The organism is Xylanibacter rarus (assembly GCF_001275135.1).
In the GTDB taxonomy this organism is placed as follows: domain Bacteria; phylum Bacteroidota; class Bacteroidia; order Bacteroidales; family Bacteroidaceae; genus Prevotella; species Prevotella rara.
In genome coordinates this window covers 36,636-54,902 of the sequence record NZ_LFQU01000016.1, presented here as the reverse complement: position 1 = coordinate 54,902, position 18,267 = coordinate 36,636, and the positions used below count along the sequence as shown (strand labels likewise).

Below are 18,267 nucleotides of genomic sequence, written 5' to 3'. Positions count from 1 at the left end.
GAAAGCAGAACAAAGTCTATATTCCCCGCCATTATTCTTTTCTGGCACATTCAGAATAAAACTATCTAAATATGCACGAAAGTTTATATTCCTTATCTGTTCTTATTTTTAATATACCAAGTATGCGTAAACAGCAGATACATCAGCATGGCCATACACAATATTGTCAATGCCACAATGTACATAGCACTAATGTCATTATAGAAAAAATAATATCCCAAAAATATTCCTAAGGAAATACCAAATTCCCATGACAAGAAAAACGTGCTTTGCGACGTTCCACGCTGACAATGAAGGCTTAACTTCAGAAAGAACAAAAGAAAACGTGCTCCAATTATGCCAATTCCACATCCCAACAATGTTGGTGAAATTAAATTAATCGCATTCCTGTCACCCGAAAAATACATCAGGCACGCTGCCATCATCAGCAATATTCCAGTGACAACCTCACTCTTTAATTCTGCATTTACGAACACAAAACGCTGCGACAACATAGCAAGAATAAATCCCGCCATCAGCATGGCGTAAAAAGTGGACGTATGTTCTGCGGATAGAAACAACCCTACGACAACGGCAACCAATGAAAGATTTAGAAACAGCCATTTGCCTTGAGGGAGAAAGAATCTATCTAATGAAACCTTACATATCACATCTTCAGGTGCTCTGAACGGAAACTTCACCGATAATATCAAAAACGTTGACAATAAGCACAATACAGCAGAAATTAAAGTAATAGTGCTAACGCTCAACATTGGCATGAGTAATATCGATATTAATGGTCCGACAGATAATGCCAATCTGGAAAACCAAGCAGAAGAATGATTTGCTTCTGTACGTTGGAAAGACTCGCATGTATCAATTATTAATGTACTGGACAATACCATCTGAGCTAAGCCAAAGGCGGCTCCCTGAATAAACCGAAGTACAGGAATCAGTATGTATCCCTCTATCTGAAATACATGCCCACGCTGTATGTAGTAAAGTGCGCAAAAACATATGACCAATACCCAAATCGATCTGATACATACAAGATTTCTGCGATACTTCTGCACAAGATAGGAACAAAAAAAGCCAAGAGAAAAAACTCCCAGGCCAAATATTCCTAATGATACAGCTACTACACCAGGCGAAAATCCGGCATCCTTTATCATCCATATTGGCAATAAGGGTATTTGGATATAAACGGCAACTGTCAATAACAAATTGGCTACCGCCATTAGCCAAAAATCCTTATGCCAAAGCTTTACATGTACTGGAGTATTTTGTGTGTACATTAATAAGATTCGTTTTCATTCGGGAAGGAGCAATCTTTCACGTCAGTGATGTATTGTCCTATTGCATCAGTCATGATGCTATTAAGATCTGCATATCTACGTAAGAAACGAGGATTAAATCCTTTTGTTTTACCTAACATGTCATCAACAACAAGAATCTGACCGTCAGTGCCATTTCCTGCACCAATACCAATTGTAGGTATATGAATTTCCTTTGAAACTTCTGTAGCTAAAACAGATGGAACCTTTTCAAGAACCAAGGCAAAACACCCTGCCTCAGAAAGCAACTTGGCATCTGAAAGCAATTTATTAGCCTCTGCATCATCTTTAGCACGTACAGCATAAGTGCCAAACTTGTTGATGCTCTGTGGTGTCAGACCGAGATGGCCCATTACAGGAATTCCGGCATCAAGTATACCTTTTATCGTGTCTATAATTTCAGCACCACCTTCAAGCTTTAAAGCATCGCATCCGCTTTCCTTCATTATGCGGATAGCATTCTTTATGCCTTCCTTGCGGTCAACCTGATAACTGCCGAACGGCATGTCGCATACAACTAAAGCACGACTAACTCCGCGTACAACAGATTTTGCATGATAAATCATCTGATCTATTGTTATAGGCAACGTAGTTCCGTTACCAGCCATAACATTTGAAGCTGAGTCACCAATCAATATTCCATCAATACCGGCTCCGTCTACAATGCTTGCTGTCGTAAAATCATAAGATGTCAGCATAGATATTTTTTCTCCACGCTGCTTCATCTCAATAAAACGATGGGTTGTTACCTTACGGGTGTCGTTAACCAAATATCCTGTCATATTTATCTTTTATTTGATATGTTTTGAGTATTTACAATTAAACCCCTATCTTAAAATTGGCTGCAAAATTAATGCTTTTAAATTAAGTTACACAATATTTTGCATAAATTTTGATAATTAAGCCCTTTGAAATCAGATATGACATAATCGGAATATGGAGAAATCGACTCTTTTGTATTTGTTGTAGCCAATCCGACAACCATCATTTGTGCGGCCCTTCCCGATTTCAATCCGTTAAAACTATCTTCAAAAACGACACATTCATCATGTGACAGACCAAAGTGTTTTGCACCTTTTAAATAACAATCAGGATCTGGCTTGCTTCTCTCAAAATCCTCAGAAGTAAGTATAATATCAAATAATGATTTAAATTCTGGTCTTGACTCATACACTGAATTCATTTTCATTATATTAGAACTGGTAACTACCGCTGTCTTTATATTATTCTCCTTAAGATCCTTGATAAAATCAATAAATCCGTCTACATACTCGAACTTCATTGTATGCTCAAATTCATCGAGTCGCTTTACTATTTCAGACTGTTCTTTCTCCATTCCTGCAAAATACTTATCAAATATTTGCACAAGAGTTTGTCCTTTAATGGTATATTCCAATCCAGGTTTATCAGGATGATATAAACGGCACTGACTGCCCCAGAAAACAGTATACTGGTCCTCTGTATTAAAGACAACACCATCTAAATCAAAAAGTGCTGCACGAATCTGTTTACTTGCCATAACTAATATAATTTTACGACTGCAAAATTAATCAATTTATAAAATAAAACAGAAATTATTTGTGGTTTTCCTTGGTTTGATTTAATTTTGCAATTAAATAGTGATAAAATGAGAAGATTAATAATTTCCTTATGCTTTGTTTTTTCCGTATTATCAATAATTTGTTCATGCGGAGGCACATCTAGTTCCAATAAGAGTGGAACGGACAGCATCATGTTTGACAGTATCAAAATGGATTCTACAGTATTTCTTACAGAAGATACGGCAGGTCCACGATGCCATATCAGTTTATGTCTCACTTATGCAAAAGGGAAAAACGCTGAATATATAAACGATTCTATTATAAGATCTGGAGTATTGTGTCCTGACTACTTTTCTATAACACCACAGAAAATATCTGTACCTGAAGCTGCAGATTCTTTTATGACAAGGTATCTGAATGATTATAAGGTTGATTATGGTAGTTTATATAAAGCAGACAAAACTCATGGCAGTTCATACAATTGTGAATATATTGTCAAAACATATGTCAGCCAAGAAGCTGAAGATTACTATACCTATATAGCAAACATTTATAGTTATGGTGGCGGTGCTCATGGGAGTTCTGTTATAATAACAAAGAACATAGATAAAAAAAGCGGTAAAATTGTTTCATTAAAAGACCTTTTTGTACCTGGTTATGAAATTGAGCTGAATGATTTGATTGTAAAAAATCTATGTAAGACATATAATGTGAAAAATTTGAATGAACTTAACGAAAAAAGCATCTTTATGGGTATAGATGTTTACCCTTCAGATAATTTTATAATTAATGATAATGGAATAACTTTCATTTATTCGCCTGACGAAATTGCATATCATGCAGCAGGAGAAATTAGAGTTGATATTAGTAATTCTGAATTGGAAAATCTTTTTAAGAAGAAATAATGCCTAATGGAGACAATATTAAAATATTTCAGCAAACTTACAGATGCTCAAAAGCAGCAGTTTGAAGCATTGTATGATTTATATCACGACTGGAACAATAAAATAAATGTTATATCAAGAAAAGACATTGATTCTTTATATGAACATCATGTTTTACATTCCTTGGCAATAGCTAATGCGATAAAATTCAGACCTGGAACAAAAGTATTAGATTTTGGTACCGGAGGCGGATTTCCTGGTATTCCTCTTGCAATAATGTTTCCTGAAACTCAATTCAAATTAATAGACGGTACAGGTAAAAAAATATTAGTTGTAAATGAAGTCTCGAAAGCTATCGGGCTGAAGAACTGTGAAGCTGAACAAATAAGAGGTGAAAACGAGCAGGGTAAATATGATTTTGTCGTTAGCAGGGCTGTAATGCAATTGCCTGATTTAATACGCATAATAAAGAAAAATATAAGTAATAATCACCGCAATTCTATGCCCAATGGCATATTCTGCCTCAAAGGAGGAGACGTCTCTAATGAAATAAGCAAGTTTAAGCATATTGCAGAAGTTACAGATATAAGCAAAATGTTTAATGAAGAATGGTTTAAGAATAAATATCTTATTTACGTTCCACTTTAAGTTATATTAAATGCAATGCTGAACATACAAAGAATCGTATGTAACATGTTTCAAGAAAACTGTTACATTGTAAGCGATGACACCAAAGAATGTGTTATCATTGATTGTGGTGCTTTTTATGAAGAAGAGAAAAAGGAAATTACAAATTATATAAGAGACAACCAACTCATTCCAAAACATCTGCTTTGTACACATGCACATATTGATCATAATTTTGGGAATTATGCTATATGTAAAGAATTTGGGCTTAAACCGGAAGTATGCATTAATGATAAAATATTGATGCATAAATTAAAAGAACAAGCCTATACTTTTATCGGATTAACTTACAACGAAGAAATCCCTGAAGTTGAAAAATATTTAAAAGAAGCAGATACAATTTCATTTGGTACACATTGTTTCAGCATACTGCAAACCCCAGGCCATACGCCCGGTTCCGTATTGTTTTATTGTAAAGATGAATCTATAGCATTTTCTGGAGATACCTTATTTAGAATGAGTATAGGCAGGACTGACTTTGAATTTGGTAGTTATAATGAAATAATAAATAGTTTAAAGAAAATTGCCTCGTCTCTCCCTGCAGAAACAATAATACTTCCTGGGCATGGCGACAAGACAACACTCAAAGACGAGATAACATATAACCCATATTTTAAATAAATATTTAAACAACGTAATGACAATTAAACCGGAAAAGATTATATTAGGCATAGACCCCGGAACAAATATAATGGGATATGGGTTACTCAAAGTTAATGGCAACAAAGCTTCAATGATGGCTATGGGCGTCATAGATATGAGAAAAATTCATGATCCATATCTAAGACTAGGACGCATCTTCGACCGAGTGAGTAGTCTTATAAAAGAATTTTTACCTGACGAAATGGCGATTGAAGCACCTTTTTTCGGTAAAAACATACAATCGATGCTCAAACTTGGCAGAGCACAAGGAGTTGCTATTGCAGCAGCGATACACTACGATATTCCAATACACGAATATGCCCCATTAAAAATTAAAATGGCAATAACAGGACAGGGGCTTGCCTCAAAAGAACAAGTTGCCGGTATGCTCAAACGTTTATTAAATATAAAAGAAGAAGAATTGACCCCATTTATGGATGCAACAGATGCATTGGCTGCTGCATATTGTCATTTCCTGCAGTCTAACGCCCCAACTACAAGCCATACATATAGAAGTTGGAAAGATTTTATAAACAAGAATAAAGAAAAAATACATGCCTAAAAGAAGAGATTTAATTTTCTCATAAGCAAATATAATAAAAGAAATAGTAAACACACGTTTTAATTCAGTAAACCACATTTGTCCTTTTTAGAAAGAAGATTAAACTGCTTATCAATGTCGATAAATTAAGATTCTAACAATTCTATAACAATATCAGTGGTAAGCTTTTTCTAATTTGCATCTCAAAATCAATAATCTATTTCAGTCGAAATTTCAACATGCAGATTATCATAGTAGCAATAATACTCATCTCCGGCATCGTATATATTGGTATAAAAATATATCGAACATTTACACACAATAATGGTCCATGTACAGGATGTCCTCTTAGTGATGCATGTTCAAAAGGAAAAAAGAAAGACAATTGTAAATCATCCGAAAAATCAAATAACATAAAATATTAGACTATAATTTTAAGTTTTTAAATTCTAGAAAAACATTATATATAATTTCGATGAGATATGGAATAATTGAAATTATGCAATAAATTATATCCTAACCAAACGACACCGCACACGTTTTATATTATAAAATAGATAGTATCTCAATGATAGAAAAATTGAGACTTGCCACAAATTAAATGACAAGTCTCAATCCTTTATTCATCAATAATATAATTGTCAAATATTATTTTTCAGTATCAGGAGTCTTCGAGGCGACCCTTTTTGTTGATGTTCTCTTTGCTGCTGGTTTTGCAGATTTTGCCTTTTCCATCTTCACCTTTAATTTTTCTTCAGCAGCCTGCATCTTTTCAACTTTAGCTTTTAGGCGTACAATTTCTTTATCCTTCATTTCGATTTCATCACCTTGATTCTTTATGGTTGTAAGTAAAGAATTAAGTTCTTCATTGTCTATCTCCTCTGGATAAAGCGTATTCACACGATTCATGAAATCACCTAATATATTCATGTAATTTGTAAAGGCATCAAAAGGAGAACTATAGATACCTCTATCTAAACCAACATTTGATGGTTTGGTTGTCATAAATCGGAAATTATTACTTGCCTGTAAGTAATCCCAATCCTGGTTAATGCGCGGATCATTTGCTATCCTGACACGATCTGCAACACTATATAATTTGTTGAATGCTTCTCTTTGCATCGGATTTCCGAGCCAACAACTTACGTCACGCTCCTCGTCTACCCAAGATAAAGTGTCGGGAACATCCAAATCACCAACACTATTCATCTTTAAACAAATTTCTGTCGGTGTAGAGAAATTGATGCCTCTAGCTTTTGCACATGCCGGCAATGCTTTTATAAACTCAAGTATATTTGAAGATAATGGTTGAGCAATTCCTATAGCAGAAAGCTCCATAAAAATATTAATTATTTGTTCATTTTCCGGAAGAGATGCAATTCGGTCCATATAATTGTCAGCAAACAAAGGATACCCATCCCATTCACTGTTATTAAAACGTAAACTTACATCATCACTAAGTTCAATATCTCTTAATAACAGTTTAAGATTTGGAGCCATCGGACAATTATAAACATAATGTGGAGACTTCCATCCCAAAACATGTTTTGCACCTTCAGTAAGCATTCCCTTGAATCCCATCGCTGCCGCTTGTGCACCAATAGAATCTGTATAAATCAGAGAAGAGTTACGCAATACAGTAGGTTTCTTACCAAAATATTCCTGCATTTTTGCAGCCTGTTTCTTAACATCATCTGCAAATGTCTCTTCGTTGACAAGAGAAGACAAACCATGCGAATATGGTTCTGCGAGAAATTCTACACACCCAGTGTCATTTAATTCTTGCAATTTGGTTATTACCTGAGGAGCATGCATCTCCAACTGCTCTAAACCTACGCCAGAAATAGAAAATGCAAGTTTAAAATATTTTCCATTATCACGAATCATTTCTTGAAATGCATTTAATGCAGGCATATATGAGCGCTCCGCGATATCACTTATACTACGCTCATTTTCAAAATCATCATAATAATAATGGTCAGTTCCTATATCAAAGAAACGATAACGTTTTAAATGAATAATTTGATGTATTTCAAAATATAGGCATATTGTTTTCATAGCAAAAGTCTTTTTTATTTGTATTTGTCTTAAATATTATTTGTTGTATATGATTATCTGTACCCTAAAGTACGTTCATAAAGTTCACGTATCCATAAACCAACTTTCTCCCACGTAATATCGTCAACTTCACGCTTACCCTCACTTTGCAGATATTTAAACAGGCTTTCATTGTGGCAGATTGAATAAATTGAATCTGCAAGTGCATGGATATCCCAATAATCAACTTTAATACAATTGGTCAGTATTTCAGCACATCCACTTTGCTTTGATATAATAGTTGGAGTACCGCATTGCATGGCCTCCAGCGGAGATATTCCAAAGGGTTCACTAACAGACGGCATTACATATACATCAGAATCCTTAAGGCATTCATAAACTTGCTTGCCACGCATAAAACCAGGAAAATGGAAACGGTCAGCAATACCACGTTCTGCTGCAAGATATATCATTGCATCCAACATGTCACCACTTCCAGCCATGCAAAAACGCACATTTCTTGTACGATGTAATACCATATTTGCAGCTTCAACAAAATACTCAGGTCCTTTTTGCATTGTTATTCGTCCCAAGAAAGTCACAACTTTTTCCTTATTCGTATGATCTGGACGCGGGATATCTTGTAATTCCTGACGCAATGGATATACAGCATTATGTACAGTAAAGCATTTACGTGGGTCTTGATGATACTGATTAATCACCGTTTGACGTGTGAGTTCACTAACACACATTATACAATCAGCATTATCCATACCATCTTTCTCTATAGAATAAACAGTAGGATTCACCTTGCCACGGCTACGGTCAAAATCCGTTGCATGAACATGTATACACAAAGGCTTTCCACTAATCTTTTTTAGCATGTATTCCAGCCGGATATGTAAGCCAATCATGTGCATGTATAATATCAAACTCCTGTTGACGTGCAACGACGCCAGCAACAATTGAATAATTGTTTATTTCACTATGAAGATTGTCTTGATATTTACCGGAAAATTCAATACAACCAAGGTCATTTACCAACATGTAATTGAAATCAGCATATATGTGATCCCGCATTTTGTAGTACAAATCCGGATCCATTATATTACCGACACGTTCTTTCACATAATCATAATTTACATCACGATAAACTACAGGAACGGCATTCATTGCAATAACATTCAAGAAACTGCGATCTTCATCACCCCATGGTTTAGGGAGACAAAATGTTATTTCAACGTCTCCCTGAGCAGCCAAACCTTTAGTTATACCATAACTTGCAGTTCCAAGACCTCCCAAAATATGAGGAGGATATTCCCAACCAAACATTAAAACTTTCATTATAGTCCCTCCTCGATTATTTTACATATGAATATTTTTCCAAAAGATTTAAAGTACGAAGAATTTCAGCGACATTCATAGCATAAGATATCGCTCCTCTAGCCTTGAATGGCGGATTACCATCGAATAGTTCCGGAATAGTTCCTAGACAATTAATAATCATCTCATCCTCGTATCCAACCATCTGCCTTTCAATAAAACTTAATCTTGTACGTTTATATAGTTTTAGACAAGCCTCCATATAGAATCCGCCAAGCCAAGGCCATGCTGTACCCTGATAATAAGAATAATCACGATTTGCTCCTGAACATACAGGACTATAACCTCCGCTCTTAGGTGAAAGCGAACGTAATCCTTTAGGAGTTAACAATTCACGTGTACAAATATCCAAAACACTTTTTTTCTGTTCTGGTGATAAAGGAGAATAATCAAAAGCGACCGGGAATATCATGTTCGGGCGCACACTCCAATCCATCATATTGCCATCCACATAATCAAACAGATATCCATAATCATTCAAGAATGTCCTTACGAATGATTGTTTACATGATTCTGCCAAGTCTTCCCATTGGTTAGCTTTTGTCTCATTGTTATTCTGCTTTGCTAATTTAGCTCCAAACTTAAGTGCATTAAACCATAGAGCATTAAATTCCACGATATAACCAGATCTTGGTACAACCGGCTTACCATTAACAATAGAATTCATCCATGTTATCGGCTTATCATGGCCATTTGCATAAAGAAGACCATTAGTGTCGAGACGCAAATTTGGATGTTTGCCGTCTATGATATAACATATAATATCACTTATCAACTTACCATACATGCTTATGCATTTTTCGTCACCGGCAGACTTTGCATATTGCTGTATAGCCCAAATTGCCCATAACAAAACATCCGGCTGATCTATCTCCGTAATTTTAACTGTAAGTGGCTTGTTTTGCATAAACTCTCTCAACCCCTTTTCTGCCGTTTTCATAACAAGTTCAAAATAATCTTGCTCGTCTATTGAAAGGGTTAGTCCTGGAAGAGATATAAATGTATCACGAGCTCGGCATTTAAACCACGGATATCCAGCAAGAAGATACCTCTCTGTCTTATTGGCACTATTATGAAACTGATGGGCCGCATTCACTAAACAATGAAAAAAATTGTCACGCGGAGAACGGTCATCTACTTCTTTGTCAAAAAGGTGCTTCATTGTACTTGTTTTAATTTCTGAAGTTGAAGCTGCAAATACAATACTTTCACCTTTCTTTATGTTCATCTCAAAATATCCGGGGACATATAGGTCTTCAACATAAGAATAGCCGCGTTCTTGCTCTTTCGGATATTCGATACCACGATACCAATCAGGAACAAAAACAAATTCATTTGCCTTACTAAACTGCATATAGAGATCAGGATAACCTGCATACATACAAGTTTTAATACCATTGTCAACCATCTGAAAGTCGCGGCTGGCTGTATTGTTCTCATGCGTGCATTGGTTAACACTTCTAAATGCCATGAAAGGCTTGAATCTTAAGGTTGTTTCACTATGTGCATCCAACAATGTATAACGTATCAATATACGATGCTCGTAATGCTGAAAAACAACTTCTTTTTTCAAGAGAACTCCTCCAACACGATAAATTGTTGTAGGCACTTTTTCACAATAAAATTCACGAATGTATTTATGCCCTTTTGGACTAAAGTTATTACCTTGATACTTATGCAGTCCTAAATTGAACTCAGCACCATGCTGAACCACAGTAACGTCTAACGATGAAAGCAAAACATGATTATCATCATCTAGTTCCGGAACAGGAACAACAAGTAAACCATGATACTTACGAGTGTTACAATCCACAATTGTAGAACATGAATAAGCCCCTGAACGGTTTGTACGCAACAACTCTCTTGAAAGAGATTCTTCAAGATTAGTCATAAGAGCTTTTTCGAATCGAAGATAACTCATAGTTGTATATATATAAGATTTAAAGTTTGCATTTCTTAAATCATTTTGAGACCAATTGATCCTATCATCTCAAAAGACAGTTCAAAAGTACTAAAATTATTTTTAAAACAAGAACAAATTCTATTTTTTTTAATTGAATAAGCCTACTTATAAACAATTTATCATTAAGGATTCTATTTTATAGGCGTATTCTAATAAAATCCGTCTGTGATTAACAGATTTCACGTCAACTTTACTTTCAAAATTGAGCAAAGTTTTTAAATATAAAAGTAATTTTATGTACCATTTAAATATATATACTACGGAGATATAAACCGCATCTTATATACATAAAATTACACTATGTTAAAAACCCTCCTTTACAGAAGATTGTCATCACAAGTACAGCATTATATATTTGAAAATATTTTTCTTACAAATATTTTCAAAACCTATTAAATTAGCAGGCCTCAAGAGCTGATAATACCACAAATATTTAAAATGTCTTTTATTTCTACCCATTTTAGATAGAAATAAAAGACATTTAACCTAATACTATATTAGAACGTACTCGACTTAATGTTTCGGGAGTCATCTGCAAATAGCTTGCAATATAAACCAATGGGGCACGAAGTGTTACTTGCGTAGCCAGTTTACACATTTTGCGATATCTGTCTTGCGCAGTTTCAAACCTAAGTAAATCTGCATGTATCTGTGAGAGGATTAATGACTCCTCCAATATTTTCCTGTACAATATTTGTATATTCACATTATGCAGAGCAACTTCCTCCAAACGCGCTTTTGGTAAAGCATATATCAATACAGGCTCCAAAGCCTCCACCTGCAGACTCGTAGGTTCTTCTTTAAAAAGGCTTTCTATACACATAACGATATTGCCCTCAACAGCCATATGCTCTGTAACTTCTTTACCTTTTTTAAAATAGAATTGCCTGACAAGCCCCTTCTCTATATAGTAAATGTGCTTACATATCTCGCCCTCACTTAGAATCATCTGCCCCTTTGCAAATTTCATCGGCACAAGGATATTCTCTAATATGTCTAGCTCATCATGAGTCATCGTACTATATTTACGCGCAAGCTCACGTGCAATGTCACGTGTTGTTTTCAATACTTCCTTCATTGTGTCCTCCTTCTTCTTGATTAAGATTAATCCAATTTCAATACTGCAAGAAAAGCCTTCTGGGGTACTTCGACATTACCGATTTGCTTCATTCTCTTCTTTCCTTTCTTCTGCTTTTCAAGAAGTTTACGCTTACGGCTGACATCTCCTCCATAACACTTTGCTGTTACGTCTTTTCTGACACATTTAATTGTTTCTCTTGCTATTATTTTTGCTCCGATAGCAGCCTGAATTGCAATATCAAATTGCTGACGCGGAATCAGCTCCTTCAACTTTTCACACATACGTCGCCCAAATGTTGCAGCATTATCCTGATGAGTTAAAGTAGACAAGGCGTCTACAGGCTCACCATTCAACAATATGTCAAGTTTGGCAAGTTTTGAAGGACGGAAGCAGTCAACATGATAATCAAAAGACGCATAACCCTTTGATACACTTTTTAATTTATCATAAAAGTCTATGACGATTTCGCCCAAAGGAATCATAAAATGAAGTTCAACTCTATTGCCACTAACATATTCTTGATTTATGAGCTCACCTCGCTTGTCAAGACACAATTTCATTATCGGGCCAATGAAATTAGAACTTGTTATTATTGAGGCTCTGATATATGGTTCCTCTATATGGTCTATCAATGTGCTGTCAGGTAGTCCTGACGGATTATGTACTTCTTTAACATTGCCGTGCTTATCATAAACCATATATGAAACGTTCGGCACTGTTGTTATCACGTCCATATCAAACTCACGGTCAAGACGCTCCTGAACTATCTCCATATGAAGAAGTCCCAAGAAGCCGCATCTGAAGCCGAAGCCTAACGCTACAGACGATTCCGGTGAGAAAGTCAAAGACGCATCATTAAGCTGCAACTTCTCTAATGATGCTCTCAAATTTTCATAATCCGACGGGTCTATAGGATAAACGCCAGCAAACACCATTGGCTTCACTTCCTGGAATCCAGAAATAGCTTTCTCACATGGACGTGCCACATGCGTAATAGTATCACCGACCTTAACCTCCTTACTGTCTTTTATACCGCTGATAATGTATCCGACATCTCCAGTTGACAGCCTTTGTCGCGGAATCATATCCATCTTTAATACGCCAACTTCGTCAGCAGTATACTCCATTCCGGTATTGTAAAACTTAACTTTATCACCTTTTGCTATACTGCCATTTTCAATCTTGAAATAAGCAATAATTCCCCTGAAAGAATTGAATACAGAATCAAAAATAAGAGCCTGTAGAGGGGCATCAGGATTACCTGACGGATGAGGAATACGTTCTACAACTGCATTAAGAATTTCCGGAATACCTTCACCGGTTTTTCCTGAGGCACGAATTATTTCCGTTCTGTCACAACCCAACAAGTCTACAATTTCATCTTCAACTTCGTCGGGCATAGCAGAAGGCATATCTATTTTGTTTATAACAGGAATAATTTCCAAATCATGCTCTAACGCCATGTAAAGGTTACTAATAGTTTGAGCCTGAACACCCTGAGTTGCATCAACAACCAGCAAGGCTCCTTCACATGCTGCTATACTACGTGAAACTTCATAAGAGAAATCGACATGCCCCGGAGTGTCAATAAGATTAAGTATGTATTTTTCTCCGTTCAGCTCATACTCCATTTGTATTGCATGGCTTTTGATTGTTATTCCACGTTCACGCTCTAGATCCATATCATCAAGCATCTGACCTTCTGTTATCTGAATGGTTTTTGTATACTCAAGAAGTCGGTCAGCTATAGTTGATTTTCCGTGGTCAATATGTGCGATTATACAGAAGTTTCTTATTTCGTTCATCAGTAATTTATTTTTGGAACGCAAATATACAAAAAAATGCATTTCGTTCCTAATAAATTAGCCGTTTTTATGAATAAAATAAAAAAACAATATACATTGGTTCTTATCAAAAGATATTAATTACTTTTGCAAACAAAATAAAGAGGATTTATGAAAAAGTATTTGTTTATTCCATTTGTTGCCGTCTTTCTGGCCTCATGCCATGAAAGCCTCGAGGAAAGGGCCGAGCGTGAAGCCAAAGAGTTTACCAAAAAGAATTGTCCCATGAAAGTATCTGAATATGTCACAAACGATAGTATGACATACGAAAAAGACTCCCGCACGATACACTATTATTACTCAATAAAGGGCAAGGCTGATACAACTGCATTAGACAAGAAGCAGGCGAAAGCAGAACTTATAAAAGGAATAAAAGATGCAACAGGAATACGCAACTACAAAGAAAACGGTTTCAACTTTGCATACACTTACTATTCAACGAAGAACAAAGGCCAAATACTATTGGATGTAAAAATCACTCCAAAAGAATACAATACCAAATAGAATCAAACCTGATATATAATTTTGCCGTTAACCCAAGTTCTAAGTGCATTTGGATTAACGGCAAAAAATTGACTATTTTTTACTTATAAAGTTCATCAATAGCCCTACAAAGCTGATCAGGACAACTTGTCGCCTTGTAGCCACAACGTATTCCGTCTAACCGCGCTTTAACATCGTTGACATTCATCCCTCTTACCAAGGAACATATTCCCTGTAAGTTTCCGTTGCAGCCGCCTTCAAAGCTAACGTCTACTATGCAGCCATTATCATCAACCTTTAGATTAATCATCTGGCTGCAAGTGCCTGAAGTCTTATAAGATATACTTTTCATTATTACAAAAAGTCAAGGAATGATTATTCCGGTTTCATGTTTGTATAAACGTTCTGAACATCGTCATCATCCTCAAGCAGCTCAACCATCTTATCGATAGTTTCACGCTCTTCCGGTGTAACGTCTTTCAGGTCGTTAGGTATGCGTGTAAACTCCGCACCGGTAACTTCAAAGCCATTCTCTTCAAGGTGTTTCTGAATTTCACCGAAACATTTCGGATCGCCATAGATGGTTATTTCACCAGATTCCTCATCTGTGTCGTATTCGTCATCAACACCATAATCGATAAGATCAAGTATCAGCTCATCCATTTCAACACCATCCTTTTTCTTGAATGTGAACACACATTTATGATCAAAAAGGAAAGACAGACTTCCCATTGTGCCGAGGTTACCGCTGAATTTATTAAATATAGCTCTTACGTTTCCTACCGTACGTGTTGTGTTATCTGTGGCAGCATCAACAAATATGGCTATTCCGTGAGGACCATATCCCTCATATGTAACCTCCTTATAATCACTCTGATCCTTACCCATAGCATTTTTGATTGCACGCTTAACATTCTCAAGCGGCATATTCTCACGCTTAGCGTTAAGAATGATAGAACGAAGATGAGGATTGTTGTCCGGATCCGGTCCACCTGCTTTCACAGCTATAGCTATCTGCTTACCAATTTTTGTAAATGTTCTGGCCATGTGGCCCCATCTCTTTAATTTCGTAGCTTTACGATACTCAAACGCTCTTCCCATTATATCTATATTTTAATATTCAACAAAAGTTTTATCTAAGTTCGGCTTTAAGCTCTTTCTTCAAGTTAGCTATAATCTTTGTCATTATAGCATCTATCTGCTTGTCGTTCAATGTCTTGCTTTCATCTTGCAGGATAAAGTTGACGGCATAGCTCTTTTTGCCTTCCGGAAGATTCTTACCTTCATAAACATCGAAAAGGTCAACTTCCTTAAGGAATTTCTTTTCAGACTGATATGCAATACGCTCAATTGCTTCAAACTTTACATCCTTATCGAGCAACAAAGCCAGGTCACGACTCACAGCAGGATATTTGCTTATCTCGCGGAAGCTTATTGTCGATTTTCTTACAGCCTTTGTAACAGCAGTCCAATTGATATCTGCATAATAAACCTCGTTCTCTATGCCCATAGCCTTTTGCAGCTTCTTGCATATAATGCCTAACTCTGCCAGAAGTTTGCCTCCACGATTCATGACAGAAAGTCCCTTATGGTAAATATTATTAGAACACTCCTTGAAAACAACGCTTCCCAATGGCAAACCAATACGGCGGAATATATTCAACACATGAGCTTTAAGTTCAAAGAACGAAGAATCTTCATCTGCATGAATCCAGCTTCCTGACACTCGCTTACCTGTTATCCATAGTCCAAGATGTGTTTCTTCCTTATAAGCCTGCATTGGATTGTCATTGTTCTTCTTTTCGGGAGAATAATGATAAACATTGCCGAACTCAAAGAATTTAAGATCAGGATTCTTTCTGTTTGCATTGTATGCTATGCTCTCCAAGCCGCCGAAAAGCAATGTACCTCTTAAAACATTCAGGTCAGAACTCAGCGGATTCATAATCTTAACAAGATTTTCCTGACTATAACAATTAAGGTCTGTATAATATGCTGCCTTTGTCAGAGAATTGTTAAGAATCTCGTTAAAGCCATCACCTACGAGCTGTTCGCCTATAAGGTTTTCAAGCTTATGCTTGTTGTCTTCATCGCCCTTAATAACCAATGAGCTTTTAAGCTGTGTAGAGATTTCCACATTATTATAACCATATATTCGGAGAATGTCCTCTACAACGTCACATGGACGCTGAACATCAACACGATATGGCGGCACGCACAGTTCAAGCCCTTCAGAAGTTTCGCTTTCTATCTTCATTTCAAGGCTTGTAACAATGCTTTTAACCGTTTCTGCAGGTATTTCCTTACCCACAAGGCTATTGACATAGTCATATTTCAATGACACCTTGAAGTCCTGTATTGGCTCCGGATAAACGTCCTTTATCTCCATTGAAACCTTACCACCGGCAAGTTCTTTACACATTATGGCGGCCTGTTTCAAAGCATAAATTACTCCATTGGGATCAATACCACGTTCAAATCTGAACGACGCATCGGTGCTAAGTCCATGACGACGCGCGCTCTTTCTAATCCATGTCGGATGGAAATATGCACTCTCAAGAACTACATTTGTAGTTGAATCATATGTACCACTACCCTTTCCACCAAACACACCGGCTATACACATGGCATCTTCCTCATTGCATATCGCGAGGTCATGATTGCTCAGCTTGTGCTCCTCGCCGTCCAGCGTAACAAATGGCGTGCCTTCCGGCATTGTCTTAACGACAATATGATGTCCTTTAACCATGTCCGCATCAAAGCAGTGCAGCGGCTGTCCATAGGCCATCATGATGTAGTTTGTAATGTCAACTATATTATTTATCGGTCGCAGACCAATTGTGCGTAATTTATTCTGAAGCCACTCAGGACTTTCCTTTACGTCACATCCAGTAATACTTACACATGCATAACGCTTGCAGGCCTCGTTGTTTTCAATGGTTACTTCTACAGGCAAATCTTCATTGTCAACACTGAATGCTTCACAATCAGGACGATGAAGTGATGTTTTGTATCCATTTTGCACGAGCCAAGCGTACAAATCACGCGCTACGCCCCAGTGAGAAAGGGCATCTGCCCTGTTGGCTGTTATATCTACTTCTATCAGCCAGTCGCTTTCCAGATTATAATATTCTGCAGCAGGCATACCGACCTTGGTATCTTCAGGCAAAACTATTATGCCGTTATGATCTGTGCCAACGCCTATTTCGTCTTCAGCACAAATCATTCCAAAGCTTTCTACTCCACGTAATTTTGACTTTTTAATGACAAATTCCTTGTCACCATCATACAACACGCATCCTAAGTCTGCAACAATAACTTTCTGACCGGCAGCAACATTTGGTGCGCCACAAACAATTTGCGACGGAGTCTCACGACCCAAGTCAACGGTCGTAACATGCAGATGATCAGAATTTGGATGCATTTCACATGTAAGCACCTTGCCTACATACAGGCCTTTCAGGCCGCCTTTGATGCTTTGAACCTCCTCAAGAGCATCAACTTCAAGACCTTCTGACGTAAGTGCGTCACACACTTCTTGTGGAGTCAGGTCGAAATCGACATACTCTTTGAGCCACTTATAAGATATATTCATTGAAATTAGTTTTATACTTTCCTTTAATCGGACGCAAAAGTACTAATTTTAAATCATTTATACAAACGTTTCAAATAAAAACTGACTTATGTATTACCTGATATTCCATGCAAATAAAAACATAGCAATAGACCGGCAAACATTCCGTATGTCAAGTAAACGTATATTAACCTAATGTCAGTTAAATTATCTCATTTGTGTTAAATTCAAGCCTTATATTTCATATTATTTCCAATATTGGCTATAGTTTTCTGCAAAACAGACGCAAAAACA

Annotated in this window: 15 protein-coding genes and 1 pseudogene; 5 read left to right on the top strand and 11 right to left on the bottom strand. The window is 36.5% G+C overall.

Translation table 11 applies throughout. The annotated features are described in order from the left end of the window. Nucleotides 1-92: 92 nt before the first annotated feature. The 3 genes from ACU52_RS09040 to ACU52_RS09030 all read right to left on the bottom strand — a co-directional run bounded on the left by ACU52_RS09040 (nt 93) and on the right by ACU52_RS09030 (nt 2,832). Nucleotides 93-1,274 carry an MFS transporter gene (locus ACU52_RS09040; RefSeq protein ID WP_021855460.1) on the bottom strand — a complete coding sequence of 394 codons (1,182 nt, stop codon included), beginning with the start codon at nt 1,272-1,274 and terminating at the stop codon, nt 93-95. Further along, nucleotides 1,274-2,095, bottom strand: coding sequence for a 3-methyl-2-oxobutanoate hydroxymethyltransferase (panB, locus tag ACU52_RS09035; RefSeq protein WP_053398563.1), 822 nt, complete (start codon nt 2,093-2,095; stop codon nt 1,274-1,276). The genes ACU52_RS09040 and panB overlap by 1 nt, the downstream gene beginning before the upstream one ends. Nucleotides 2,096-2,172: 77 nt before the next feature. Continuing rightward, complete coding sequence (locus tag ACU52_RS09030; protein ID WP_021855462.1) at nt 2,173-2,832, bottom strand: HAD family hydrolase; 660 nt, start codon at nt 2,830-2,832, stop codon at nt 2,173-2,175. 108 nt (nt 2,833-2,940) lie between these two features. On the opposite strand from ACU52_RS09030, the gene ACU52_RS09020 reads away from it, so the two are divergent. The 4 genes from ACU52_RS09020 to ruvC are packed head-to-tail and all read left to right on the top strand — an operon-like array spanning nt 2,941 to nt 5,629. Further along, nucleotides 2,941-3,759: an RsiV family protein gene (locus tag ACU52_RS09020; RefSeq protein ID WP_082335227.1), complete on the top strand. Its 819-nt coding sequence runs from the start codon at nt 2,941-2,943 to the stop codon at nt 3,757-3,759. Nucleotides 3,760-3,765: 6 nt separating this feature from the next. Next, a complete protein-coding gene (gene rsmG / locus ACU52_RS09015) occupies nt 3,766-4,386 on the top strand; it encodes a 16S rRNA (guanine(527)-N(7))-methyltransferase RsmG (RefSeq protein WP_053398560.1) in 621 nt (206 codons plus the stop codon). Nucleotides 4,387-4,401: 15 nt separating this feature from the next. Then, nucleotides 4,402-5,046 (top strand): MBL fold metallo-hydrolase, encoded by a 645-nt coding sequence (locus ACU52_RS09010; RefSeq protein ID WP_053398559.1) that lies wholly within the window; start codon nt 4,402-4,404, stop codon nt 5,044-5,046. Between the two features lie 16 nt (nt 5,047-5,062). Continuing rightward, on the top strand, nt 5,063-5,629 hold the full coding sequence (gene ruvC / locus ACU52_RS09005) for a crossover junction endodeoxyribonuclease RuvC (protein ID WP_021855466.1): 567 nt from the start codon (nt 5,063-5,065) through the stop codon (nt 5,627-5,629). A 627-nt stretch (nt 5,630-6,256) separates the two neighbouring features. Here the strand turns inward: ruvC and ACU52_RS09000 are convergent. The 5 genes and pseudogenes from ACU52_RS09000 to lepA form a co-directional block, all read right to left on the bottom strand. Continuing rightward, a complete protein-coding gene (locus tag ACU52_RS09000) occupies nt 6,257-7,666 on the bottom strand; it encodes a glycoside hydrolase family 57 protein (protein WP_053398558.1) in 1,410 nt (469 codons plus the stop codon). Between the two features lie 53 nt (nt 7,667-7,719). Then, nucleotides 7,720-8,989: pseudogene (locus tag ACU52_RS08995) on the bottom strand (glycosyltransferase family 4 protein). A gap of 16 nt (nt 8,990-9,005) precedes the next feature. Next, nucleotides 9,006-10,949, bottom strand: coding sequence for a glycogen debranching enzyme N-terminal domain-containing protein (locus ACU52_RS08990; RefSeq protein WP_053398557.1), 1,944 nt, complete (start codon nt 10,947-10,949; stop codon nt 9,006-9,008). A 523-nt stretch (nt 10,950-11,472) separates the two neighbouring features. Beyond that, the gene (locus tag ACU52_RS08985; RefSeq protein ID WP_021855470.1) at nt 11,473-12,069 is read right to left on the bottom strand and encodes a Crp/Fnr family transcriptional regulator; all 597 of its coding nucleotides are present in this window, start codon (nt 12,067-12,069) and stop codon (nt 11,473-11,475) included. A gap of 26 nt (nt 12,070-12,095) precedes the next feature. After that, nucleotides 12,096-13,877, bottom strand: coding sequence for a translation elongation factor 4 (gene lepA / locus ACU52_RS08980; protein WP_053398556.1), 1,782 nt, complete (start codon nt 13,875-13,877; stop codon nt 12,096-12,098). A gap of 150 nt (nt 13,878-14,027) precedes the next feature. On the opposite strand from lepA, the gene ACU52_RS08975 reads away from it, so the two are divergent. Beyond that, nucleotides 14,028-14,420: a hypothetical protein gene (locus ACU52_RS08975; RefSeq protein WP_021855473.1), complete on the top strand. Its 393-nt coding sequence runs from the start codon at nt 14,028-14,030 to the stop codon at nt 14,418-14,420. A gap of 79 nt (nt 14,421-14,499) precedes the next feature. Here ACU52_RS08975 and ACU52_RS08970 read toward each other — a convergent pair whose 3' ends face one another. From ACU52_RS08970 to pheT, 3 genes are read right to left on the bottom strand one after another with little or no spacing between them, the layout of a single operon-like run. Further along, the gene (locus tag ACU52_RS08970; RefSeq protein ID WP_053398555.1) at nt 14,500-14,751 is read right to left on the bottom strand and encodes a TIGR03905 family TSCPD domain-containing protein; all 252 of its coding nucleotides are present in this window, start codon (nt 14,749-14,751) and stop codon (nt 14,500-14,502) included. A gap of 23 nt (nt 14,752-14,774) precedes the next feature. Then, nucleotides 14,775-15,500 (bottom strand): YebC/PmpR family DNA-binding transcriptional regulator, encoded by a 726-nt coding sequence (locus ACU52_RS08965; RefSeq protein ID WP_021855475.1) that lies wholly within the window; start codon nt 15,498-15,500, stop codon nt 14,775-14,777. 31 nt (nt 15,501-15,531) lie between these two features. Beyond that, complete coding sequence (gene pheT / locus ACU52_RS08960) at nt 15,532-17,994, bottom strand: phenylalanine--tRNA ligase subunit beta (RefSeq protein WP_053398554.1); 2,463 nt, start codon at nt 17,992-17,994, stop codon at nt 15,532-15,534. Nucleotides 17,995-18,267 lie beyond the last annotated feature (273 nt).